This window comes from Paracoccus sp. pheM1 (genome assembly GCF_018499825.1).
Lineage (GTDB): Bacteria > Pseudomonadota > Alphaproteobacteria > Rhodobacterales > Rhodobacteraceae > Paracoccus > Paracoccus versutus.
The window spans coordinates 2,374,853-2,396,688 of record NZ_JAGXCX010000001.1 but is presented as its reverse complement, the minus strand read 5'-3'; the positions used below and the strand labels follow the sequence as shown (position 1 = coordinate 2,396,688).

Annotated in this window: 23 protein-coding genes; 8 read left to right on the top strand and 15 right to left on the bottom strand. The window is 69.4% G+C overall.

Annotation, left to right across the window (positions count from 1 at the left end):
- The first annotated feature begins 11 nt into the window (after positions 1 to 11).
- The gene (locus KF941_RS12155; protein ID WP_214273437.1) at positions 12 to 857 is read left to right on the top strand and encodes an ureidoglycolate lyase; all 846 of its coding nucleotides are present in this window, start codon (positions 12 to 14) and stop codon (positions 855 to 857) included.
- 115 nt (positions 858 to 972) lie between these two features.
- Here the strand turns inward: KF941_RS12155 and KF941_RS12150 are convergent, their stop codons facing one another.
- The 11 genes from KF941_RS12150 to efp all read right to left on the bottom strand — a co-directional run bounded on the left by KF941_RS12150 (position 973) and on the right by efp (position 11,053).
- Positions 973 to 1,695 carry a GntR family transcriptional regulator gene (locus KF941_RS12150; protein WP_036758671.1) on the bottom strand — a complete coding sequence of 241 codons (723 nt, stop codon included), beginning with the start codon at positions 1,693 to 1,695 and terminating at the stop codon, positions 973 to 975.
- 44 nt (positions 1,696 to 1,739) lie between these two features.
- On the bottom strand, positions 1,740 to 2,750 hold the full coding sequence (locus tag KF941_RS12145; protein ID WP_240540288.1) for an aldose epimerase family protein: 1,011 nt from the start codon (positions 2,748 to 2,750) through the stop codon (positions 1,740 to 1,742).
- Positions 2,747 to 3,592, bottom strand: a complete 846-nt coding sequence (locus KF941_RS12140; RefSeq protein ID WP_036758674.1) for an SMP-30/gluconolactonase/LRE family protein — start codon at positions 3,590 to 3,592, stop codon at positions 2,747 to 2,749. The genes KF941_RS12145 and KF941_RS12140 overlap by 4 nt, the downstream gene beginning before the upstream one ends.
- Positions 3,589 to 4,191, bottom strand: a complete 603-nt coding sequence (locus KF941_RS12135; RefSeq protein WP_214273436.1) for a 2-dehydro-3-deoxy-6-phosphogalactonate aldolase — start codon at positions 4,189 to 4,191, stop codon at positions 3,589 to 3,591. The genes KF941_RS12140 and KF941_RS12135 overlap by 4 nt, the downstream gene beginning before the upstream one ends.
- Entirely contained in the window at positions 4,188 to 5,120 is a 933-nt protein-coding gene (locus tag KF941_RS12130) for a 2-dehydro-3-deoxygalactonokinase (RefSeq protein WP_346428982.1), read from the bottom strand. The genes KF941_RS12135 and KF941_RS12130 overlap by 4 nt, the downstream gene beginning before the upstream one ends.
- Positions 5,117 to 6,301, bottom strand: coding sequence for a multiple monosaccharide ABC transporter permease (gene mmsB / locus KF941_RS12125; protein WP_036751628.1), 1,185 nt, complete (start codon positions 6,299 to 6,301; stop codon positions 5,117 to 5,119). The genes KF941_RS12130 and mmsB overlap by 4 nt, the downstream gene beginning before the upstream one ends.
- Positions 6,294 to 7,868 carry a multiple monosaccharide ABC transporter ATP-binding protein gene (gene mmsA, locus KF941_RS12120; RefSeq protein ID WP_214273435.1) on the bottom strand — a complete coding sequence of 525 codons (1,575 nt, stop codon included), beginning with the start codon at positions 7,866 to 7,868 and terminating at the stop codon, positions 6,294 to 6,296. The genes mmsB and mmsA overlap by 8 nt, the downstream gene beginning before the upstream one ends.
- A 62-nt stretch (positions 7,869 to 7,930) precedes the next feature.
- The gene (chvE, locus tag KF941_RS12115) at positions 7,931 to 8,995 is read right to left on the bottom strand and encodes a multiple monosaccharide ABC transporter substrate-binding protein (protein WP_036751624.1); all 1,065 of its coding nucleotides are present in this window, start codon (positions 8,993 to 8,995) and stop codon (positions 7,931 to 7,933) included.
- A 239-nt stretch (positions 8,996 to 9,234) separates the two neighbouring features.
- Positions 9,235 to 9,594, bottom strand: a complete 360-nt coding sequence (locus KF941_RS12110; protein WP_346428981.1) for a GNAT family N-acetyltransferase — start codon at positions 9,592 to 9,594, stop codon at positions 9,235 to 9,237.
- A gap of 39 nt (positions 9,595 to 9,633) precedes the next feature.
- On the bottom strand, positions 9,634 to 10,383 hold the full coding sequence (locus KF941_RS12105; protein WP_214273434.1) for a hypothetical protein: 750 nt from the start codon (positions 10,381 to 10,383) through the stop codon (positions 9,634 to 9,636).
- 106 nt (positions 10,384 to 10,489) lie between these two features.
- On the bottom strand, positions 10,490 to 11,053 hold the full coding sequence (efp, locus tag KF941_RS12100; protein ID WP_036751620.1) for an elongation factor P: 564 nt from the start codon (positions 11,051 to 11,053) through the stop codon (positions 10,490 to 10,492).
- A gap of 346 nt (positions 11,054 to 11,399) precedes the next feature.
- Between efp and KF941_RS12095 the strand changes: the two genes are divergently transcribed.
- Positions 11,400 to 11,720: a DUF6280 family protein gene (locus KF941_RS12095; protein WP_024842734.1), complete on the top strand. Its 321-nt coding sequence runs from the start codon at positions 11,400 to 11,402 to the stop codon at positions 11,718 to 11,720.
- A gap of 254 nt (positions 11,721 to 11,974) precedes the next feature.
- Positions 11,975 to 12,400, top strand: a complete 426-nt coding sequence (locus KF941_RS12090) for a VOC family protein (RefSeq protein WP_214273433.1) — start codon at positions 11,975 to 11,977, stop codon at positions 12,398 to 12,400.
- 63 nt (positions 12,401 to 12,463) lie between these two features.
- On the opposite strand, the gene KF941_RS12085 is transcribed toward KF941_RS12090, so the two are convergent.
- Both KF941_RS12085 and KF941_RS12080 read right to left on the bottom strand, forming a co-directional pair.
- Positions 12,464 to 13,180 carry an LrgB family protein gene (locus tag KF941_RS12085; RefSeq protein ID WP_036751616.1) on the bottom strand — a complete coding sequence of 239 codons (717 nt, stop codon included), beginning with the start codon at positions 13,178 to 13,180 and terminating at the stop codon, positions 12,464 to 12,466.
- On the bottom strand, positions 13,177 to 13,530 hold the full coding sequence (locus KF941_RS12080) for a CidA/LrgA family protein (protein WP_036751614.1): 354 nt from the start codon (positions 13,528 to 13,530) through the stop codon (positions 13,177 to 13,179). Before KF941_RS12080 ends, KF941_RS12085 begins: the two co-directional genes overlap by 4 nt.
- A gap of 153 nt (positions 13,531 to 13,683) precedes the next feature.
- Here KF941_RS12080 and KF941_RS12075 point away from each other — a divergent pair, with 153 nt between their 5' ends.
- Genes KF941_RS12075 through KF941_RS12055 form a run of 5 tightly spaced genes read left to right on the top strand, consistent with a single transcriptional unit; the run spans position 13,684 to position 20,008 of the window.
- Complete coding sequence (locus KF941_RS12075) at positions 13,684 to 17,127, top strand: AAA family ATPase (RefSeq protein ID WP_214273692.1); 3,444 nt, start codon at positions 13,684 to 13,686, stop codon at positions 17,125 to 17,127.
- 43 nt (positions 17,128 to 17,170) lie between these two features.
- Positions 17,171 to 17,626, top strand: a complete 456-nt coding sequence (locus KF941_RS12070; RefSeq protein ID WP_240540287.1) for a YbjN domain-containing protein — start codon at positions 17,171 to 17,173, stop codon at positions 17,624 to 17,626.
- A gap of 9 nt (positions 17,627 to 17,635) precedes the next feature.
- Positions 17,636 to 18,076 carry a RidA family protein gene (locus KF941_RS12065; protein ID WP_024842728.1) on the top strand — a complete coding sequence of 147 codons (441 nt, stop codon included), beginning with the start codon at positions 17,636 to 17,638 and terminating at the stop codon, positions 18,074 to 18,076.
- A complete protein-coding gene (locus KF941_RS12060) occupies positions 18,076 to 18,831 on the top strand; it encodes a glycerophosphodiester phosphodiesterase family protein (protein WP_214273432.1) in 756 nt (251 codons plus the stop codon). Before KF941_RS12065 ends, KF941_RS12060 begins: the two co-directional genes overlap by 1 nt.
- 31 nt (positions 18,832 to 18,862) lie before the next feature.
- Positions 18,863 to 20,008: a GNAT family N-acetyltransferase gene (locus KF941_RS12055; protein ID WP_036751608.1), complete on the top strand. Its 1,146-nt coding sequence runs from the start codon at positions 18,863 to 18,865 to the stop codon at positions 20,006 to 20,008.
- Here KF941_RS12055 and KF941_RS12050 read toward each other — a convergent pair.
- Together KF941_RS12050 and KF941_RS12045 are read right to left on the bottom strand one after the other, a co-directional pair.
- Positions 19,995 to 20,792, bottom strand: a complete 798-nt coding sequence (locus tag KF941_RS12050; protein WP_214273431.1) for a TIGR02186 family protein — start codon at positions 20,790 to 20,792, stop codon at positions 19,995 to 19,997. The two genes, KF941_RS12055 and KF941_RS12050, sit on opposite strands and share 14 nt — an antisense overlap.
- Positions 20,789 to 21,712, bottom strand: coding sequence for a sulfite exporter TauE/SafE family protein (locus KF941_RS12045; RefSeq protein WP_036751604.1), 924 nt, complete (start codon positions 21,710 to 21,712; stop codon positions 20,789 to 20,791). Before KF941_RS12045 ends, KF941_RS12050 begins: the two co-directional genes overlap by 4 nt.
- Positions 21,713 to 21,836: the final 124 nt, after the last annotated feature.

Sequence of the window (21,836 nt, the reverse complement as noted above, 5' to 3'; positions counted from 1 at the left end):
AAGGATCAGGGATGAAACTGCTGCGCTATGGCCCGCCGGGCCGGGAAAAGCCGGGGCTGCTGGACGCCGAGGGCCGCATCCGCGACCTCTCGGCCCATGTCGCCGACATCGCCGGCGCGGTGCTGGGGTCCGAGGGGCTGGCCGGGATCGCGGCGCTGGACCTGGACGGGCTGCCCATCGTCTCGGGCCAGCCGCGGCTGGGGCCCTGCGTGGGCCAGGTGCCGAAATTCGTCGCCATCGGGCTGAACTATGCCGACCACGCCGCCGAGGCCGGGTTGCCGGTGCCGGCCGAGCCGGTGGTGTTCAACAAATGGACCAGCTGCATCATCGGCCCGGACGACGACGTGGTGATCCCGCCCGGCGCGCAGAAGACCGATTGGGAGGTCGAGCTGGGCGTGGTCATCGGTTCGCGCGCGAGCCAGGTTTCCGAGACGGCGGCACTGGACCATGTCGCCGGCTATTGCGTGGTCAACGACGTGAGCGAGCGCGAATGGCAGGCCGAGCGCGGCGGCACCTGGGACAAGGGCAAGGGCTTCGACACCTTCGGCCCGATCGGCCCCTGGCTGGTGACGCGCGACGAGGTGCCCGACCCGCAGGCGCTGGAGCTGTGGCTGGAGGTGGATGGGCTGCGCCGCCAGCAGGGCTCGACCGCGACGATGATCTTCGGCGTGGCCGAGATCGTCGCCTATTGCTCGCGGCTGATGACGCTGATGCCGGGGGATGTGATCACGACGGGCACGCCGCCGGGCGTCGGCATGGGCGCGACGCCGCCGGTGTTCTTGCGCGGGGGCGAGGTCATGCGGCTGGGCATCGAGGGCCTGGGCGAGCAGCGCCAGAGGGTGCGCTGCCGCGATTGACCGCGCGGGTGGGCGAGTATTTCGGAAACGGTGAAGCGGAGAGGCCGCGCGGAAGCTGGCAAGGCAGCGGCCGGCGGCGCGGTCGCAATGGGTATTTGGAGAACGAAGAAGGCCGTCAGCTTTCGGCGGCCAGGGTTTCCGCCAGCGTGTCGGTCTTGGTGAAATAGTCGGGCGACAGCCGCAGCACGCCGGGCAGGTCCAGCAGCACGCGGCGCAGGTGCTGGCGGATGGCGGCCTCGGCCCGGTCGGGGTCGCGGGCGGCGATGGCCTCGGCCACGGCGCGGTGCTGGGCCAGCATGGTGTCCTTGGGCGTCATCGCCGTCAGCAGGTGGCGGGCGCGGTCGAGATGCATCTTCATCTGCTGCAGGTGGCTCCAGACCCTTGCCTTGCCGGCGATCGCGGCCAGGGTGGCGTGGAATTCCTCGTCCAGCTGGGCCAGCGCGGTGGGGTCGGCCTCGGCCTCTTGCCGGGCGATCTGGGCGAACAGGGCCTCGCAATCCTGGGGCGGGGCGCAGGCGGCGGCCAGGCGGACGGTGTCGGCCTCGACCGATTCGCGGATGAAGCGCGTACACAGCACCCATTCCATGTCGATGCGGGTGACGAAGGTGCCGCGCTGCGGCCGCACCTCGAGCAGGCCCTCGCCGGCGAGGCGGATGAAGGCCTCGCGCACAGGCTGCCGCGACAGGGCGCATTGGTCGGCGATCTCCTGTTCGGAGAGGCGCGTGCCGGGCGGCAGCTCGCCGCGGATGATGCGCTGGCGCAGGCGGGCGTGCAATTGCGCCGCGAAGGGCGGCGGGCCCCCCGTGGCGGAAAGGGTTTCGGTCGATGCGGGGTCCATGAATCCTCCCTGGAACCCGCATTAGTTCGGGACCGGACCTTGCGTCAACCTTTGGGGCTGCGGTGAAAGCTCATCACCGTGGTCTGGCGGTAGAGCTGCCCCGCCTCCAGCCGCGCCGAGGGATAGTCGGCATGGTTGGGCGCGTCCGGCCAGAGCTGCGATTCCAGCGCGATGCCGGCATGGCGGCCATAAGGCCGGCCGCCAAGGCCGGGCGCGCCGGGCGCCAGGTGTTCGCCGGCATAGACCTGGAGCCCTGGCTCGGTCGAGCGCAGGGTCATCATCAGCCCGCCCCCCTGCAGCACCGCCGCCTTGCGCGGCACGATGCGGCGCCGGTCCGAAAGGCAGAGGTTGTGGTCGATGTGCGGCCCCTTGAGCCGCTCGGCCAGGGTGACGGGATTGCGGAAATCCAGATGCGTGCCCTGGACCGCCGCGGGCGCGCCCAGCGGGATCATGTCCTCGTCCACCGGCAGGTAGGTTTCGGCCGGGACGGTCAGCCGGTGGCCGGCCACGGTATCGGTGCCATCCAGGTTGAAATAGCTGTGCTGGGCGAAGTTGCAGAAGGTGGTGTCGTCCGAGGTGGCCAGGATGGTCAGCATCAGGACCGGGCCGGGCAGGATGGACCAGGTCGCCCGGATCAGCATGGCGCCGGGAAAGCCCATGTGGCCCGCAGGCAGGTGATCGGCCAGCGCCACCGAGCTTTCGTCCCAGTCGGCCAGCATCCAGTTGCGCGTGCCGCAGCCGTCGTGGCCGCCATGCAGCATGTGGCGGCCGTCCTGGTTGCGGTCCAGCTGCAGCCTTTGCCCGTCCAGCGTCGCGCGGCCATGGGCGATGCGGTTGGCATAGCGCCCGATCACCGCGCCGAAATAGCGGCCCTCGTCCAGATAGGGCGCGAGCCGCGGAAAGCCCAGTACCAGCGGATGCCCGATCCCGGCCAGCCGCAGATCCTGGAGCGAGGCCCCCAGCGTGATGACCGAGGCCGTCAGCCCATGGCCCGAGATCGTCGCCTGCATCACCGGCCGGCCGTCCGGCAGCAGGCCGAATGTGCGTGGCATCATGCCCGGACCCGCGGTTCCGGCCGGCCCTGGGCGTCGGGGTCCAGCAGCCAGGTCCGGCCGTCCTGCGGCCCGTGCCGGCCCTCGGCGGCGCTGGTCACGATCAGCTGCGCAAGGCCGGGGCCGCCGAAGGCCGGGCAGCTGGGCTGGCTGGCGGGCAGGGACAGGCGGCGCAGCAGGCGGCCGTCCGGCGCATGGCAGACGACCGCGCCGCTGCCCCAGCGCGCGTTCCAGAACCGCCCCTGCGCGTCGGTGACGGCGCCGTCGGGGAACTGGTCGGTCCTGGCCAGGTCCAGGAAGACGCGGGCCTCGGCGCAGGGCCAGCCGCGCGCGTCCAGGTCTTGCGACCAGACGGTCTGGGCGGCGGTGTCGGCGAAATAGGCCAGGCGACCGTCGGGAGAAAAGCAGATCGCATTCGGGATGGACATGTTCCCCCGCAGCAGGCGCAACTCTCCGTCAAGATAGCGATAAATCGCCCCCTTTCCAGCCCTTCCGTCGCGTTCCATCGTGCCGATCCAGAAACCGCCGAAAGCATCGGCCCGCCCGTCGTTCGAGCGGTTGCCGGGCCGGTCGGCTTCCAGCGCGGCCAGCCGTTCCTGGCGGCCGTCGCGCAGGTCGAAGCGGATCAGCCCGGTTTCGCTGGCGATCAGCAGGCGGTCGCGGTCGATCCAGCCCGCGGCCGAGACCATCTCGTCGAATCGCCATTCCAGCTCGGTCCCGTCGTCCAGCCGCGACAAAAGCCGGCGGCCGAGGATGTCGAACCAGAAGGGCTGGGCGCGTTCGGGATGCCAGAAGGCGCCTTCGCCCAGTTCGCAGATGCGGGGGTCGAAGACCCGCGCGTTCATGCGCAGGCCCGCAGCGCCGCCACGATGTCGCGCGCGCGGGCCGCAACCGTCTCGGGTCCGTCGCCGGGGCGATAGAGCGCGCTGCCGATGCCGAAGCCCTGCGCCCCGGCATCCAGCCATTCGGCGAAATTCGCCGGGCCGGCGCCGCCCACGGCATAGACCGGCATGTCGCGCGGCAGCACCGTGCGCAGCGCCCTGAGCGTGCCGGTGCCGGCCTGGTCGGCGGGAAACAGCTTCAGCCCGGTCGCGCCCGCGGCGATGGCGGCGAAGCATTCGGTGGCGGTGAAGACGCCGGGCCAGGATTGCAGGCCGCGCGCCCGCGTCGCGCCGATCACCGCCGGATCGGCATTGGGCGAGACGATCATCCGCCCGCCGGCATCGGCCACCTGCGCGACCTCATCCACCGTCAGCACGGTTCCGGCGCCGATGGTCGCCTGCCCGGCCAGCCCCCCTGTCATCCGCCGGATGCTTTCCAGCGGGTCGGGCGAGTTCAGCGGCACCTCGATGCGGTCGATGCCGGCATCGACCAGGGCGCGGGCGACGGGCAGGGCCTCGGCCGGGGTCAGGCCGCGCAGGATGGCGATGATGGGCAGGGTCATGTGTCCTCCGGCAAATCGAGGCTGGCGGCGGCAAGGCCGGCCAGGACCAGCGCCGTGCCGTCCTTGTGGCATGCCTGCGCGCCGGCCGCCAGCAGCAGGGTTTCGTAAAGCCGCGCCAGGTCGGGCGCGCCGATGATCGCGGTCGGGCCGTCCTGCCAGAAGTCGCGCGCCGCGGCCAGTTCGGCGCCGATCAGCAGGCCCGAAAGGCGGCCCGCCGCCCGTTCCGGCGCCAGCCCCTGCAGCAGGGCGGCGGCGCGCAGGGGAAACAGCCCGGATTGCGCGGCATGGGGATCGGCCAGCGCCTCGGCCCCGGCTTCGGCAAGGGCCGCGGGATCGGGGCGGGCCGCGCCGATGGTCAGCCGCAGCACCGACTGGCCGACAAGCAGCGAAAAGACCTCGCCGGTCATGAAGCTGCGGAAACGCTCGACCCGGCCCTGCGACAGGCGGACCCATTTGCTATGCGTGCCGGGCAGGCAGAGCGCGCCGTCGAAACCGGGGTTCTCGGCCAGGAAACCGGCGATCTGTGTTTCCTCGCCGCGCATGACGTCGGGGGGCTCGGCCTGCGACAGGCCGGGCAGGATGCGGACATCCAGCCGCGGGTCGTGGGCGGGGGCGCGGATGGCGCGGCGCGGGTCGATGGGCGGGCAGGGGACGGCGCGGTATTCGGCCTCGGCCCAGCCGCCGCGGGCGCCGGCCATGCCGCAGGCGATGACGCGCATCCGGCCGGCCGCGGGCAGCCAGTCGCCGATCAGGTCGAGCAGCGCCGGCTCGAACCCGGCCGGGGCCAGCCTGCCCATGCCGCGGTCCGAGGCGCGGGCGTCCACCGGCCGCGCGCCGCGCATGGCCCAGGCGCGCAGCCTTGTGGTGCCCCAGTCGACGGCGATCCAGCCGGGGGCGGTCGGGGCATCGGCGGTTGGTTCAGGCGTCACGCCTTGCTCTTGTTCGAGACGTCGAAGATCACCGCGGCCATCAGCACCAGCCCCTTGATGACCTGCTGGTAGTCGATGCCGATGCCCAGGATCGACATGCCGTTGTTCATCACCCCCATGATGAAGGCGCCGACCACCGCGCCGATCACTGTGCCGACCCCGCCCGCCATCGAGGCGCCGCCGATGAACACCGCCGCGATCACGTCGAGTTCGAACCCCACGCCGGCCTTGGGCGTGGCCGAGTTCAGCCGGGCCGAGACCACGATCCCGGCCAGCGCCGCCAGCATCCCCATGTTCATGAAGGTCAGGAACACCACCCGCTCGGCATTGATGCCCGAAAGCTTGGCCGCCTTGGCATTGCCGCCGATGGCATAGATGCGCCGGCCGATGGTGGTGCGCTCGGACACGAAGGCGTAAAGCGCGACCAGCACCGCCATGACCATGAAGACATTCGGCAGGCCGCGGAAATTCGCCAGCACCCAGGTCATCCAGACCAGCGCCAGGAAGATCAGCGCGTTCTTGGCGGCGAAGAAGGCGAAGGGCTCGTCCACGATGCCCACCGCCTCTTCCCGCTTGCGGCCGCGGATCTGCAGCCACAGGATCGCCAGCGCCGCGCCCCAGCCCAGGATCAGCGACAGCGTGTTGGGCTTGTCGGGGCCGAAGAGGTCCGGGATGAAGCCCGAGGCGATCATCTGGAATTCGCGCGGGAAGGGGCCGATCGACTGGCCTTGCAGGATCCACATGGTCAGGCCGCGGAACACCAGCATCCCCGCCAGGGTGACGATGAAGCTGGGGATCTTCCAATAGGCGATCCAATAGCCCTGGATGCCGCCGATTACCGCGCCGGCGGCCAGGCTCAGCACCACGACGACCGGGATCGGCAGGCCCAGCCGGACGATCATCAGCGCCGAAAGCGCGCCGACGAAGGCCGCGACCGAGCCGACCGACAGGTCGATATGGCCGGCGACGATGACCAGCAACATGCCGACCGCCATGATGACGATATGGCTGTTTTGCAGGAACAGGTTGGTCAGGTTCACCGGCCGGAACAGGATGCCGCCCGTCACCACCTGGAAGAAGGCCATGATGACGATCAGCGCAAAGAGGATGCCGTATTCGCGGATGTTGCGGCGGATGAAGCCGAAGGTGTCGCCGCGGCGTTCGGTGGTCGTGTCAGACATGGGCGGCCTCTGCCTCGATTTCCTCGGGGGTGACGGTTTCGTCGGTCAGGTCGTGGCCCGAGCGGATGATGACCTGCATGATGCGTTCCTGCGTGGCCTCGGCCGTCGGCATCTCGCCCACCAGCCGGCCCTCGTTCATGACCAGGATGCGGTCGGTGATGCCCAGCAGCTCGGGCATTTCCGACGAGATGACGATGATCGACTTTCCGGCGGCGGCAAGGTCGCGGATGATGGTGTAGATTTCATATTTCGCGCCCACGTCGATGCCGCGCGTCGGCTCGTCCAGGATCAGGATCTCGGGCTCGGCGAACAGCCATTTCGCCAGCACCACCTTTTGCTGGTTGCCGCCCGACAGGTTCACCGCCCGGCTTTCGACCGAGGGCGAGCGGATGTTGATGCGGCTCCGATAGTCGCGCGCCACCGCCCCCTCGCGCTGGCGGTCCACCACGCCGCGGACCGAGATGCCGGCCAGGTTCGCCAGCGGGATGTTGCGGCGGATGGTGTCGTCCAGCACCAGGCCCAGCGACTTGCGGTCCTCGGTCACATAGGCCAGCCCGGCGCGGATCGCGCGCGGCACGGTGGACAGGTCGGCCGGCTTGCCGTGCAGCGTGACCGCGCCCGATTTCCACTCGCCCGTCGAGCGGCCGAACAGGCTCATCGCCAGTTCGGTGCGGCCCGCGCCCATCAGCCCGGCGATGCCCAAGACCTCGCCGCGCCGCAGCTCGAAACCGGCGCCCTTGACCAGCAGGCGGCCTTCGCGCGCGGGATCGGCGACGGTCCAGTCCCTGACCTGCATCACCACTTCGCCGACCTTGGGCTGGCGCGGCGGATAGCGGTCGTTCATCGAGCGGCCGACCATGTCGCGGATGATGCGCGATTCCTCGACCATGCCGCCGTGATGCGCCACCGTCGCGCCGTCGCGCAGCACGGTGATGCTGTCGCAGACCTGGCTGATCTCGTTGAGCTTGTGCGAGATCAGGATCGCCGTCATCCCCCGGTCGCGGAAACTGGCAAGCAGGCGCAGCAGCGCGTCGCTGTCGTTCTCGTTCAGCGACGAGGTCGGCTCGTCCAGGATCAGCAGGTCGACCTTTTTCGACAGCGCCTTGGCGATCTCGATCAGCTGCTGCTTGCCCATGCCCAGGCCGCCGACCTTGGTTTCCGGGCTTTCACGCAGGCCGACCTGCGCCAGCAGCTCGGCGGTGCGGCGATTGGTCTCGCGCCGGTCGATGACGCCGCGCTGGGCGATCTCGTTGCCCAGGAAGATGTTCTCGGCGATCGACATCTGCGGCACCAGCGCCAGTTCCTGGTGGATGATGACGATGCCCTGCGCCTCGCTGTCCTTGATGTCGCGAAACGCCATCGGCTGGCCGCCATAGAGGATCTCGCCCTGATAGCTGCCATGCGGATAGACGCCCGACAGCACCTTCATCAGCGTGGATTTGCCGGCGCCGTTCTCGCCGACCAGCGCGCGGATCTCGCCGCGCCGGACGGTCATGTTGACGTCGTCCAGGGCCTTCACGCCGGGAAATTCCTTGGTGATCCCCCGCATTTCCAGAATCGCGTCCATGGCCACCCCCTGCGGTCACGCGGATGGCGCCGCCGCAATAGTCCTGCGGCGGCGCGCGAAGGTCACTTCAGCTGGTCTTCGGTATAATAGCCCGAGCCGACCAGAACCTCGGCAAGGTTCTTTTCGGTCACGGCCACCGGCTCCAGCAGGTATGAGGGCACGGTCTTGACGCCGTTGTCGTAGCTTTCGGTGTCGTTCACCTCGGGCTCCTCGCCCTTCATCATCGCGTTGACCATGCCGACGGTGACGCGGGCCAGTTCGCGCGTGTCCTTGAAGATGGTGGAATATTGCTCGCCGGACAGGATCGACTTGACCGACTGGATCTCGGCGTCCTGGCCGGTGACGATGGGCATGGCCAGGTCGCCCGAGCCGTAGCCCACGCCTTTCAGCGACGACAGGATGCCGATGGACAGCCCGTCATAGGGCGACAGCACCCCATGCACCTGCTTGTCGGTGTAATTGGCCGACAGGATGTTGTCCATGCGCGCCTGGGCCGTGGCCGGATCCCAGCGCAGCGTGCCCACCTTGTCCATGCCCATCTGCCCCGAGGCGACCACCACCGAGCCGTCGTCGATCAGCGGCTGGATCACCGACATGGCGCCGTCATAGAAGAAATAGGCGTTGTTGTCGTCCGGGCTGCCGCCGAACAGTTCCACGTTCCAGGGCTTTTCGTCCGGGAAGCGTTCCTTGAGCCCGTCGACCAGGGTGGTCGCCTGCTCGACCCCGACCTTGAAGTTGTCGAAGGTGGCGTAATAGTCGATGTCGGGCGTGTCGCGGATCAGCCGGTCATAGGCGATGACCTTGATGTCCGCGGCCTTGGCATTGGCCAGCGCGTTCGACAGCGTGGTGCCGTCGATGGCGGCGATCACCAGCACGTTCACGCCCTTGGTGATCATGTTCTCGATCTGCGCCAGCTGGTTGGGGATGTCGTCGTCGGCATATTGCAGGTCGGTCTGGTAGCCCGCCTCCTGGAATTGCTTGACCATGTTGTTGCCGTCGTCGATCCAGCGCGCCGAGGTCTTGGTCGGCATCGAGATCCCGACCATGCCCTCGGCCGCGGCCAGGCCGGGCAGCGAAAGCGCCGCCGCCGAGGCCAGAGCCAGGGCGTATTTCCTGAGATTCCGCATAAATCCTCCCTGTCGATATTGCCCCGGTTGGCGGCCGCCTCCACGGCCATGGCCAGCCGGTGCTTCCCCCTTGTTGCGCGGGACGCGGAAAACCGGCTCCTGCGACGATTCCGCGCGGCGGCGGCGGTCGCGGACCACCCATCCCACCGCGAGGCTAGACCCGGCCGATATGTCCGTCAATCATGCAGAAAGTGTGTTTGCATACCGGAATTGATATGCAGATGCCGGCCGGGGCGGCTTCAGGCATCGGCGCAGAGGTCGGACCAATCGGGATTGCGCTCGAATTGGGCGCGCACATAGCTGCAGGCCGGCACGATCAGCACGCCGCGGGCGCGCGCATCCGCAACCAGCCGCCGCACCATGGCGGCGGCGGCGCCCGAGCCGCGCATGGCGTCGGGGGCATAGGTATGGTCGGCGACGATGATGCCGGGCCCTCCGGCATGCCAGGTCAGCTCCGCCTCGCCCTCGATTCCGGGCATGGCGACGGCATAGCGGCCGGAACTGCCGTAATCCTCATGGGTGACATGGATGGTCGGTTGCACCATGGTTTCCTCCGTCTCGTTGCCGCCATAACGCATGGCGGGTCCGATCCGGTCCATCCCCGGCGCTTGCTACGTTGCGGCCAAGGGGCTTGGCCGTCACCCCGGCTGCGGGCGTGGCGGTCCGTGGCGGTTCGGCGGCGGCCGGGAATCCAGCGTCAGGGCGCGGCGCAATTCCGGCGAGAACGGCCCGGCCAGCCGTTCCAGCATGGCGATGTCGATCTCGATCCCGCCCATGCCGTCCTTGATGGCGCGCAGCCCGGTGCGGTGCCAGCGCCCGCCCAGCCGGCGCTCGATCTCCAGCGAATTCGAGCCGCAGTCGAGCGGCAGGCGCAGGTGCCGGTCAAGCCGCAGGTAAAGCGGCACGGGCGTGCCCTGGCGCGCGCCGCCGACCAGGTGCAGCCCCCGCCGGGCGCAGGGTCGGGCATGCAGCGGGGTTTCGCCCAGGCCGACCGCCAGCTCCACCAGCATGCGGCGCGAGATATAGCCGGGAACGGGCGCGCTTCCGGCGGTGCCGGCCGCGTCCTGCGGGCCGGCTGTCGTATGCGATTCGGCGCTCTTGGGCGTGGTGGCCAGGATCGCGGCAAGGGCGGCCGAGACCTCGGCCTCGGCGATTTCCCTGGGCGGGCCGGTGGCGATCAGCCCCTCGCCGCCGCCCACGGTGGGGGCAAGCCCGGCCTGGATCATCTCGCACATGACATCCTCGAGCCGGGAAAGCCGCTCGATCGCCTCGCCCATGGCGGCGCGGACCTCGTCCAGCCCGTCGGAAGCGTCGGGAACCTGGCGCAGCGGAAGGGCTTTGCCCTTGCCGGCCCGGCCTTTTCCCGTCTTTCCGATCCCTTTCGCCATCGCGACCCACCGCCGTTCGACATTGCCCTTTCGCCGATCCTATGACCGTGCGGCGCGCTTGGCCATATTCGTCGTGACGCGCGGCGGGAACGGGCCGACGGCCGGCTCAGGCGCGTTCGGAATACTCGAAAAGCTCGGTATTGACGACGATGGCCTCGTCCACCCCGACGAAGGGCGGGATCATGACGCGCACCCCGTTGTCCAGGATCGCCGGCTTGAAGCTTTTCGCGGCGGTCTGGCCGTTCAGCACCGGCTCGGTCTCGGCCACGCGGCAGACCACCTTCTGCGGGATGCGCACCGACAGCGCCTCGTCGCCGTAATATTCCACCGCCGCGACCATGCCGTCCTGCAGGAAGGGCCGCCGCTCGCCCAGCAGATCGGCGTCAAGCTCGGTCTGCTCGAAGGTTTCGCTGTCCATGAACACCAGCTTGCCGTCGGATTCGTACAGGAACTGCTGGTCCTTGGTCTCCAGCTGCACCTGCTCGACCTTGTCCTCGGAACGGAAGCGTTCGTTCAGCTTGCGCCCGTCGCGCAGGTTCTTCAGCTCGACCTGGGCAAAGGCGCCGCCCTTGCCGGGCTTGACGTGGTTCACCTTGACCGCCGCCCACAGCCCGCCGTCATGGTCCAGCACGACACCGGGCTTGATTTCATTGCCATTGATCTTGGCCATTCAGGATCACCTTGAAAGAATTGGAAAATCGCCCAGGGCTCGGGGGTTGAACCGCGATTGCGGGCACCTATATCCATTGCCGTGCCTCAAGGCAACCGAAACGCGTTTCATGCGTTGTCAAGGGTGCCATCGCATTTCTGCATGTCGCAAGATCGTTGCTTTTGGCGGCTATTCTGCGTATCTGCCGGGGCTTGCGCCCTGTGCATGGCGGTCATGCGGCTGGAGGCATACCGAATCACGGCACGGATCGGCTAAGCCGGCCAGCGCCGCCTAGAGGCAAGATGATGCAGCAGCCTTGGCAAGGGCCAAGGTGCGGGGGCTCCGCAAGAAAAACAGGATAATGATGATGCGCGATTTCGTGGATGGCTCGGCTTTCAATTTCGAACAGGGACAGCGGGCCCGCAAGCTTTTTGCCGCCGTTGTGCTGGCTGCGCTGGACGATGCGATCGCCGATGACAAAAAATACGGCAACGGGCCCGATCAGATTGCACGTTGGGCACGCTCGCGCGATGGGCGCGAGGTGTTGTCCTGCGCCGGCATCGACCCGAACGAGCGTGTCGTGAAGGGGCTGATGGAATTCGTGGCCAAGGGCGTGCGCACCTCGGTCGCGCTGTCGCGCGAGGAAAGCGAACGCCGCCACGCCGCCGAGGAAGCCGACGCGGCGTAATCGCCCCCGTCGCGCGCTGATGGGCCGTCCCGCGGGGCGGCCTTTTTCGTTGAATCGGCGAGGGAAGGTCAGCTTGGCGGGACATGCCCGACCTTGACCGGCCAGAACCCTCGGCCTAGCATCTGCTCGTCTGAAACAGGTTAGGCTCGGGAAGGTTGGCCCGGCCCCCGCCCTGCGGGTCCTTCCGTTGCTGGCAACGGCCCAAGACTATCAAGACGCCTGCGCGGTGCAGGTGTCGATAGAAAGGGCATGGCATGAAACCCAGGATTTCCGTTCTGACGCTCGGCGTTGCCGATCTGGAACAATCGCTTTCCTTCTACCGCGACGGCCTTGGGCTACCCACGAAAGGCATCGTCGGCCAGGAGTTCGAGCATGGCGCGGTGGCGTTCTTCGATCTCTCTGGCGGGCTGAAACTGGCGCTCTGGGCCCAGGCCGACATTTCCCATGATACCGGCTTGCCGAAGCGGCCCGTCAGTCCGACCGCCTTCACCCTCGGCCATAACGTAAGGCGACGGGAGGAGGTCGATCAGATCATGGCCGCTGCGGAACAGGCAGGTGCAGAGATCGTCAAACCCGCGCAGGACACGTTCTACGGCGGCTATGCGGGCTATTTCCGCGACCCAAACGGGCACTTGTGGGAAATTGTCTGGAACCCGGAACTGCTTCCGGCAGAGGATTGATTTCTTCTGCGAGTCGCTGGTCCGAATTTAGGCCGGAGCTAAGGGCTCAAGCTCCTTGCCCCCTTACCCGAACAGCCGCAGCGCCAGCGGTGCGATGATCGAGGTCAGCACCGCATTCAACCCCATGCCGATGCCGGCAAAGGCGCCGGCGGTCTCGTTCACCTGGAAGGCGCGCGCCGTGCCGATGCCATGCGCGGCCACGCCCAGCGAAAAGCCGCGCGCCCGCCAGTCGCGGATCCCCAGCGCGTTCAGCAGCGGCGTGGCGATGATCGCGCCGAAGATGCCCGTGACCAGCACCAGGACGGCGGTGATCGTGGGCTCGCCGCCCAGGCCCTCGGCGATGCCGATGGCGACGGGGGCGGTGGTCGATTTCGGCGCCAGGCTGGCCAGCATCACCTCGGACAGGCCGAAAGCCTTGCCGATGGCCAGCGCCGAGACCACCGCCGTCACCGAGCCCGCCAGCAGCGCCGCGACCAGCGGCAGCGCCGCCTTCCTGACCCGGCGCAGGTTGTCGTAAAGCGGCATTCCCAGCGCCACTGTGGCCGGGCCCAGCATGAAATGCACGAATTGCGCGCCCTCGAAATAGGTCTGGTAGCTGGTGCCGGTCAGCCCCAGCACGCAAGCCAGCAGGATCACCGCGCACAGCACCGGATTGGCCCAGCTTTGCCGGCCCATGGCGCGAAAGAAGGTGTCGCCCAGCCAATAGGCGATCAGCGTCGCCGTCAGCCACAGAAGCGGCCCTTGGGTCAAATAGCTCCAGATCAGCGCCGCGTCGGTCATTCCTCGGACCCGCCCGTCCAGCGCACCACGGCGCGAAACACCAGCGCCCCCGCCGCGATGGCGAGCGCGGTCGAGACGGTCAGCGCCAGCGCCACCGCCAGCCCGTCGCTGCGAAACTGCCCCAGATGCGCCACCACGCCCACCCCCGCCGGCACGAAGAACAGCGACAGATGGCCCAGGATGCCGGTGACGACCGGGCGCAGCATCTCGGCCAGCGCCGGGCGCAGCGTGCAGGACAGCACCAGCAGCAGCAGGCCCAGCACCGGGCCGGGCAACAAAAGGCCAAGGCTGCGCGTGGCAACCTCGCCGATGAGCTGGAAGACCAGGATGATGGCAAGCGCGGGAATCATGCCGGCCAGATTAGCAGCGGATTTCTTGTGGTGAACCCTTAAATCTTGTGGATAACCGCCGAGCGCCCGCCATATCTGGGGGTTTGTGTTGACTTGAGCGGCCCGATGGCGAAGAATCCGGGGGATTTGAACGATCTTCGTGGACCCTTCGCATTGCGTTTCGACCGCCTGCGCCTCAATGGTTTCAAGAGCTTCGTGGACCCGACCGACCTGGTCATCCACGAGGGCCTGACCGGCGTGGTCGGCCCGAACGGCTGCGGCAAGTCGAACCTGCTCGAGGCGCTGCGCTGGGTCATGGGCGAAAACCGGCCCACCGCCATGCGCGGCGACGGGATGGAGGACGTGATCTTTGCCGGCACCGCGCGGCGTTCCGCCCGCGCCCATGCCGAGGTCACGCTGACCATCGACAACAAGGACCGGCTGGCCCCCGCCGGGCTGAACGACGCGGATTCGCTGGACATCACCCGCCGCATCACCCGCGATGCCGGTTCCGCCTATCGCATCAACGGCAAGGAAGTGCGGGCGCGCGACGTGCAGATGCTGTTCGCGGATGCCTCGACCGGGGCGCATTCGCCGGCGCTGGTGCGGCAGGGACAGATTTCCGAGCTGATCAACGCCAAGCCCAAGGCGCGCCGGCGCGTGCTGGAGGAGGCGGCGGGGATCTCCGGCCTCTACCAGCGCCGGCACGAGGCCGAGTTGCGGCTGAACGCGGCCGAGGCGAACCTGACGCGGGTCGACGACACGCTGGACCAGCTGTCCACGCAGGCGGCCAGCCTGGCGCGGCAGGCCCGCGCCGCCGCGCGCTATCGCGAGATCGGCGCCGCGCTGCGTCGGGCCGAAGGGGTGCTGCTGTATCGCCGCTGGGCCGAGGCCGACCAGGCCAAGGCCGCGACCGCCGAGGCGCTGCGCGCCGCGATCCGCGCCGCCGCTGATGCCGAAGCGCAGGCCCGCCGCGCCATCGCCGCCCGCGAGGAGGCCGAGGCGAAGCTGCCGCCGCTGCGCGAGGAGGAACAGGTCGCCGCCGCCATCCTGTCCCGTGCCACCGTCGAGCGCGAGGCGCTGGACGAGGCCGAGGCCCGCGCCGGCCAGGCGATCCAGACCCTGCTGGCGCGCATCGCCCAGCTCGATCGCGACATCGAGCGGGAATCGGCGCTGAACCGCGACGCCGGCGAGGTGATCGAGCGGCTGGAATGGGAAAGGCGCGAACTGGAAAAGGCCGGGCAGGGCCATGACCAGCGGCTGGACGCCGCCGGCACCGCCGCCGAAGAGGCCGCCGAGGCCCTGCGCGAGGTCGAGGCCAAGCTGGCCGAGCTGACCGACGAATCCGCCCGCCTTGCCGCCCGCCACCAATCGGCCGAGCGGCTGGTCCACGACCTGCGCCAGATGCAGGAGCGCGCCACCCGTGCCGCCGCCGAGGCCGAGGCCGCCGCCGCCCGCGCCGCCGATGCCGGCGCCGAGGCCGATGCGGCCCGCGAAGCTGCCGAGGAAGCGCAGGAAGAGGCCCGCGAGCGCGTCGAATCCGCCGAAGAAGCGCTGGCCGAGGCCGAGGAAGCCCGCGGCGCGCTGGAGGCCGAGGAATCCGCCGCCCGTGCGGCACGGGCCGAGGCGGAGGGCGAGGTCTCGGCGCTGAATGCCGAGATGGCGGCGCTGAAGCGGCTGGTGGAACGCGGGCAGGGCGGCGATTCGATCCTGGACCTGGTGCGGGTCGCGCGCGGTCATGAGACCGCCTTTGGCGCGGCGCTGGGCGACGACCTGGGCGTCGGGCTGGCCGATGATGGCTCGGGCTGGCACCTGCTGCCGGGCTATGACGCAGCGCAGGCGCTGCCCGAGGGCGCCGAGCCCTTGGCGCCGCATGTCGAGGGGCCGGAGGCGCTGGCGCGGCGGCTGTCGCAGGTCGGGCTGGTCGCGGATGCGGCCATGGGCGCGGCGATGCAGGCCCGGCTTGCCCCCGGCCAGCGGTTGGTCACGCGGGCGGGCGACCTGTTCCGCTGGGACGGCATGCGGGTGATGGCGGGCGAGGCGGCGTCCTCGGCCGCGCTGCATCTGCAAAAGGTCAACCAGCTGGCCGAGCTGGCTGAACAGGCCGGGGCGGCGCAGGCCCGCGCCGAGGATGCGCAGGCCGCGCATCAGGCGCTGCGCGACCGCCACCTGGCCGCGACCGAGGCCGAGAAGCGCGCCCGCGACGCAAGGCGCGAGGCCGAGCGCGGGCTGTCGGACGCCGTGCGCGCCGTGACCCGTGCCGAATCCGAACTGGCCATGGCCCAAAGCCGCGCCGAATCCGCCCGCGCCGAACTGGCCCGGCATCGCGAGGATGCGCTGGACGCCCGCGCCCGGCTGGCCGAGGCCGAGCGGGCGCTGGCCGAGCTGCCCGACCGCGGTGCGGCCGCGGCGGCGCTGGAACATGCCCGCACCGGGGTCGAGGCGGCGCGCATCGCCACCATGACCCGGCGCAGCGGGCTGGACGAGCTGCGGCGCGAGGCCAATGCGCGGGTGAAGCGCCTGCAAGAGATCGCCAAGGAGGAATCCGGCTGGCGGCTGCGGCTGGACCAGGCCGGCACCCGCGCCGCCGAACTGGCCGCCCGCCGCGAGCAGGCGGCGGAGGATCTGGAGGAAGCCGAGGCCCAGCCCGAGATCCTGGCCGAGCGCCGCGGCGTGCTGACCGAGGCCGAGGCGCAGGCCGCCGCCCGCCTGGCCCGCGCCCGTGCCGCGCTCTCCGCCGCCGACCAGGCGCTGCGCCTCGCCGCCGAGGCCGAGCGCGAGGCCGAGCGCGCCGCATCCGACGCGCGCGAATCCCGCGCCGCCCGCGAGGCCCGCGCCGAGGCGGCGATCCAGGCCGAAACCGCCGCCCGCCTGCGCATCCACGAGGAACTGGAAGCCACGCCCGAGGCGCTGCTGGAATCCCTGGGCGAGGTCGAGGAAATCGCCCCCGAGGCGCTGGAGGACCAGATCGCCCGCCTGCGCCAGAGCCGCGACGCGCTGGGCGCGGTGAACCTGCGCGCCGACGAGGACAAGCGCGAGCTGGAGACCGAGCGCGACCGGCTGGCGACCGAGAAAGAGGACCTGACCGAGGCGATCCGCAAGCTGCGCCAGGGCATCGGCAGCCTGAACCGCGAGGGGCGCGAGCGGCTGCTGGCCGCCTTCGACACGGTGAACGCCAATTTCACCACGCTGTTCACGCATCTCTTCGGCGGCGGCGAGGCGCGGCTGGTGCTGGTCGAATCCGACGACCCGCTGGAGGCGGGGCTGGAGATCATGTGCCAGCCTCCGGGGAAAAAGCTCTCGACGCTCAGCCTTCTGTCGGGGGGCGAGCAGACGCTGACGGCGCTGGCGCTGATCTTTGCGGTCTTCCTGGCCAACCCCGCGCCGATCTGCGTGCTGGACGAGGTGGACGCGCCGCTGGACGACGCCAACGTCACCCGCTTCTGCGACCTGATGGACGAGATGACGCGGCGGACCGAGACCCGCTTTCTTGTGATCACGCACCATGCCGTCACCATGTCGCGCATGGACCGGCTGTTCGGCGTGACCATGGTGGAACAGGGCGTGAGCCAGCTGGTCAGCGTGGATCTGAAGCGCGCGGAGGCTCTGGTGGCCTGACGCGCAAAGCGGTAATCAGCGCGCGATTTCCGCAACGGAGAAGATGATGCGAACCCTGGTTCCTCTTGTGCTGGCGGCGCTGATCCAGGCGCCCGCGGCACAGGCGCAGGTCATGGGCGATCCCGAGGTGATTCGCCTGTTGATGACGGATTTCGGCCTGCCGGCCAAGCTGACCACCGACAGCGCCGGCGATCCGCTGATCGAAAGCCGCATCGACGGCACAAGCTTCCAGGTCTATTTCTACCAATGCGAAAAGACCTGCGGCGCGATCCAGTTCTCGGCCGGGTTCGACCTGGACGATTCGATGCCCGAGAGCATGGCGAACCGCTGGAACCGCGAGAAGCGTTTCGGCAAGGTCTGGCTGGACGAGACCGGCGATCCCTTCATCGAGATGGATATCGGGGTTGCAGGCGACGGCATCGGGCGCAAGAATTTCGACGACGCGCTGGATACCTGGCGCATCGTGCTGAGCGATTTCCGCGACTTCATCGACTGGTAGGAGAAAAGCATGTCCATCGAGACGAAACTGGCAGAGCTGGGGATCACGCTGCCCGACGCGCCCGCGCCGGCGGCGAACTACGTGCCCTATGTGATGACGGGCAACCTGCTGTTCGTCTCGGGCCAGATCAGCCCGGCCAAGGGGCGGCTCGGCGCCGACCTGGCGGTCGAGGAGGGGGCCGAGGCGGCGCGCGGCTGCGGCCTGGCGCTTCTGGCGCAGGCGCGGGCGGCGCTGGGGTCGCTGGACCGGGTGGTGCGGGTGGTCAAGCTGACCGGTTTCGTCAACTCGACGCCCGAGTTCACCGACCAGCCCGAGGTGATCAACGGCTGCTCGAACCTGATGGTCGAGGTCTTCGGCGACAAGGGCCGCCATGCCCGCGCCGCCGTCTCGGCCCCGGCCCTGCCGCGCGGCGTCGCGGTCGAGGTCGAGGCGATCTTCGAGTTCGCCTGATGGGTCTTGACCCGGATTTCCTGCGCTTGCCCATCGCCCATCGCGGGCTGCACGGGCCGGGCGTGCCGGAAAACAGCATGGCGGCGTTTCGCGCCGCCATCGCCGCGGGCTACGGCATCGAATGCGACATCCAGCGCGCCGCGGACGGCACGGCGCTGGTGTTTCACGACGACGACCTGCCGCGGCTGACCGGGGCCGAGGGGCTGGTCAGCGCCCTGGGCATCGACGCGCTGTCCATGCTGCGCATCATGGGCACCGCCGAGCATATCCCGACGCTCTCGGAACTGCTGGCCGAGGTCGCGGGCCGGGTGCCGCTGCTGATCGAGATCAAGGACCAGAGCATGCGCTCCTCGGCCGAGGTGGGTGCGTTGCAGGCCGAGGTGGCGCGGCTGCTTGCCGGCTATGGCGGCCCGGTCGCGGTCATGTCCTTCAACCCCCATGCGGTCGAGGCCTTCCATGCCGCCGCGCCGGGGGTGACGGTGGGGCTGACCACCTGCGGCTATGAGGCCGAGGACTGGGACATGCTGGACGCCGAAACCCGCGCGCATCTGGCCGCCATCGCCGATTTCGACCGGGTGGGGGCCGGCTTCATCTCGCATGACCGCCGCGACCTGGCCAATCCGGCGGTGACGGCGCTGAAGGCGCGGGGGGTGCCGGTGCTGTGCTGGACCGTGCGCTCGGCCGCCGAAGAGGCCGAGGCGCGCCGCGTCGCCGACAACATCACATTCGAGCATTACCTGCCCGCCAAGCCCTGACAATCGCCGCGCCCGCGCCTATGTTGCCCCCATGAGCGAGCTTGCCGTTTCCGTCCTGCCTGCGATTTCCGGGATCGACGCCGCCCAATGGGACGGCTGCGGGGCGGGCGCCAACCCCTTCACCACCCATCGCTTCCTGTCGGCGCTGGAGCAATCGGGCTCGGTCGGCGAGGGGACGGGCTGGCACCCCAGCCACCTGGTCGCGCGGCTGGACGGGCAGGTCGCGGGCGTCGCGCCCTGCTATGTCAAGACCGACAGCCAGGGCGAATACATCTTTGACCACGGCTGGGCGCAGGCCTATGCGCGGGCCGGCGGGCGCTATTACCCCAAGCTGCAATGCGCCGTGCCCTTTACCCCCGTCACCGGGCCGCGGCTGATCGCGTCCAGCCCGGCGGTGCGGCGCGGGCTGCTGGCGGCCATGGCGCAATTCGCGCAGCAATCGGGCCTGTCCGGCGCCCATGTCACCTTCTGCACCGAGGCCGAGGCGAGGCTGGGCGAGGCGGCCGGCTTCCTGCCCCGCGCCAGCGAGCAGTTCCACTGGCTGAACCGGGGCTATGCCAGCTTCGACGACTTCCTGGCGCAGCTGTCCTCGCGCAAGCGCAAGGCGATCCGCAAGGAACGCGAGCGGGCGCAGGCTTTCGGCGGCAGCATCCGCAGCCTGACCGGGGACCAGATCCGGCCCGAGCATTGGGACGCCTTCTGGACCTTCTACCAGGATACCGGCGGGCGCAAATGGGGCCGGCCCTACCTGACCCGCGCCTTCTTCGACATCCTGCACCGGACCATGCGCGACGACTGCCTGCTGGTCCTGGCCCTGCGCGACGGCCGCCCCGTCGCCGGGGCGCTGAACCTGGTCGGCAGCGACGCGCTTTACGGCCGCTATTGGGGCTGCACCGAGGACCACCCGTTCCTGCATTTCGAACTGTGCTATCACCAGGCCATCGACTGGGCCATCGCCCATGGCCTGTCCCGCGTCGAGGCCGGGGCGCAGGGCGAACACAAGCTGATGCGCGGCTACATGCCCAGCCAGACCCATTCGCTGCATTGGGTCGCCGACCGCGGCTTTCACGACGCCATCGCCGATTACCTGGAACGCGAACGCGAGGCCGTGGACCAGGAAATGGCGATCCTGGCCGAGATGGGGCCGTTCCGCCGCGGCGAGGTCAGGGACGCTTGACCAGCCGGAACGCGGCCGAGGCGCCCCAGCCCGCCGCCACCGCGATCGCCAGCGACATGATGCCGTAGATGAACGGCTGCTCCAGCGCCAGGCGATAGAGCCAGCGTTCCAGCCCGACCTTGCGCACCTCGATGGGCGCGCGGAAGGTGTCGATGACCCGGCCGTCGCGCAACAGGAAGATGCGGGTGCTGTAGACGCCCTCGACCAGGTTGGCGGGCAGGCGGACATCGGCGCGAAACAGCGTCTGCTCGGCCAGCCGCACGGCGCCGTCGTCCTGGCGGTAAAGGTCGGACGCGCGCCGCAGGCGGATCAGCGCCTCGGTATAGGGCACGGCATCCTCGACCTCCATCGGCCCGGCAAAGGCGCGCATCGCCAGCGGGATCGAGATGCGGTGGCGCTGGTCCTCGGCCGTGGGCAGGATCAGGTGCAGGGGCCGCGTCGTCGCCACCACGTAGAAGCTGGGGGCCGCGCCGACGCTGACCCGTCCGGTATTGATCCAGATGCCCAGCCGGCGTTCCTTGTGGCGCACGGTCAGCGCCTGGGCCGGCCCCTCCAGCGTGACGATCACGTCCAGGGGCGCGCCCGCCGGGATCCGCGTCTCGCGCTTGATGGCGCCGTAGATGATGATCTCGGAACCGTCGAAGCTGGTGGTGATGTCCACGTCGTCCCGCGACAGCCCGGCGACGATCTGCTCGGGCGGGGGCTGCGGGGTGGCCGGCTGCGCATTCGCCGGCAGCGCCAGCAGGACCGGCGCCAGGGCGGCGAAAAGCGCGTGCCGGATCATGGCAATATCCCCGGCGTGATCGAATAAAGCTCGTCCGGGCGCAGGAACAGGTCCAGCGCCAGCTTGCCGCAGACCCCCAGCACCAGAAGCGCCAGCAGGATGCGCAGCTGCTCGGCCCGCAGCCGGGCGCCCAGGTGGGTGCCGATCTGCGCCCCGGTCACGCCGCCGACGATCAGCAGCACCGCCAGCATCACGTCCACCGTGTTCGACGAGACGGCATGCATCAGCGTGGTATAGGCCGACAGGAAGGTGATCTGGAACAGCGAGGTGCCGATGACCACCTTGGTCGGCATCCCCAGCAGATAGATCATCGCCGGCACCATGATGAAGCCGCCGCCGACGCCCATGATCGCGCCCAGCACCCCCACGGCGGCGCCGACCAGCAGGACCGGGATCGCGCTGATATACAGCCCCGAGGCGCGGAACTTCATCTTCAGCGGCCATTTGTGGACCCAGCCGTGCTGGTGGCGGCGCATCGGCTTGATCGGCCCGCTGCGGCGTGCGCGGTGCAGCGCGCGCAGGCTTTCCTGCAGCATCATCGCGCCGATCAGGCCCAGGAAGACGACATAGCAAAGCTGCACCACCAGGTCGACCTGGCCCAGCCGCGACAGCATGTTGAAAAGCAGCACCCCCGCGGAGGAACCGACAAGGCCGCCCCCCAGCAAGACCCAGCCCATGCGGAAATCCACGCTCTTGCGCTTGACATGCGCCAGCACGCCGGAAAAGGACGAGGCGACGACCTGGTTGGCGCCGGTCGCCACCGCGATGGCCGGCGGAATGCCGATGAAGAACAAGAGCGGCGTGATCAGGAAGCCGCCGCCGACGCCGAACAGGCCCGACATCAGCCCGACGATGCCGCCCAGGCCGATCAGCACCAGCGCATTGACCGCCACTTCGGCGATGGGAAGATAGATCTGCATGTCCTGCCCGGCTTATTGCCTTGTCCCGATGCTGCCCCGGCAACAGCCCTGCGTCAAACGCTTCCGTGGCCCTTCCGGCGGGTTGTCGCAAGCCTGTGGCGCGGATAAAGCAGATGTGACGGGC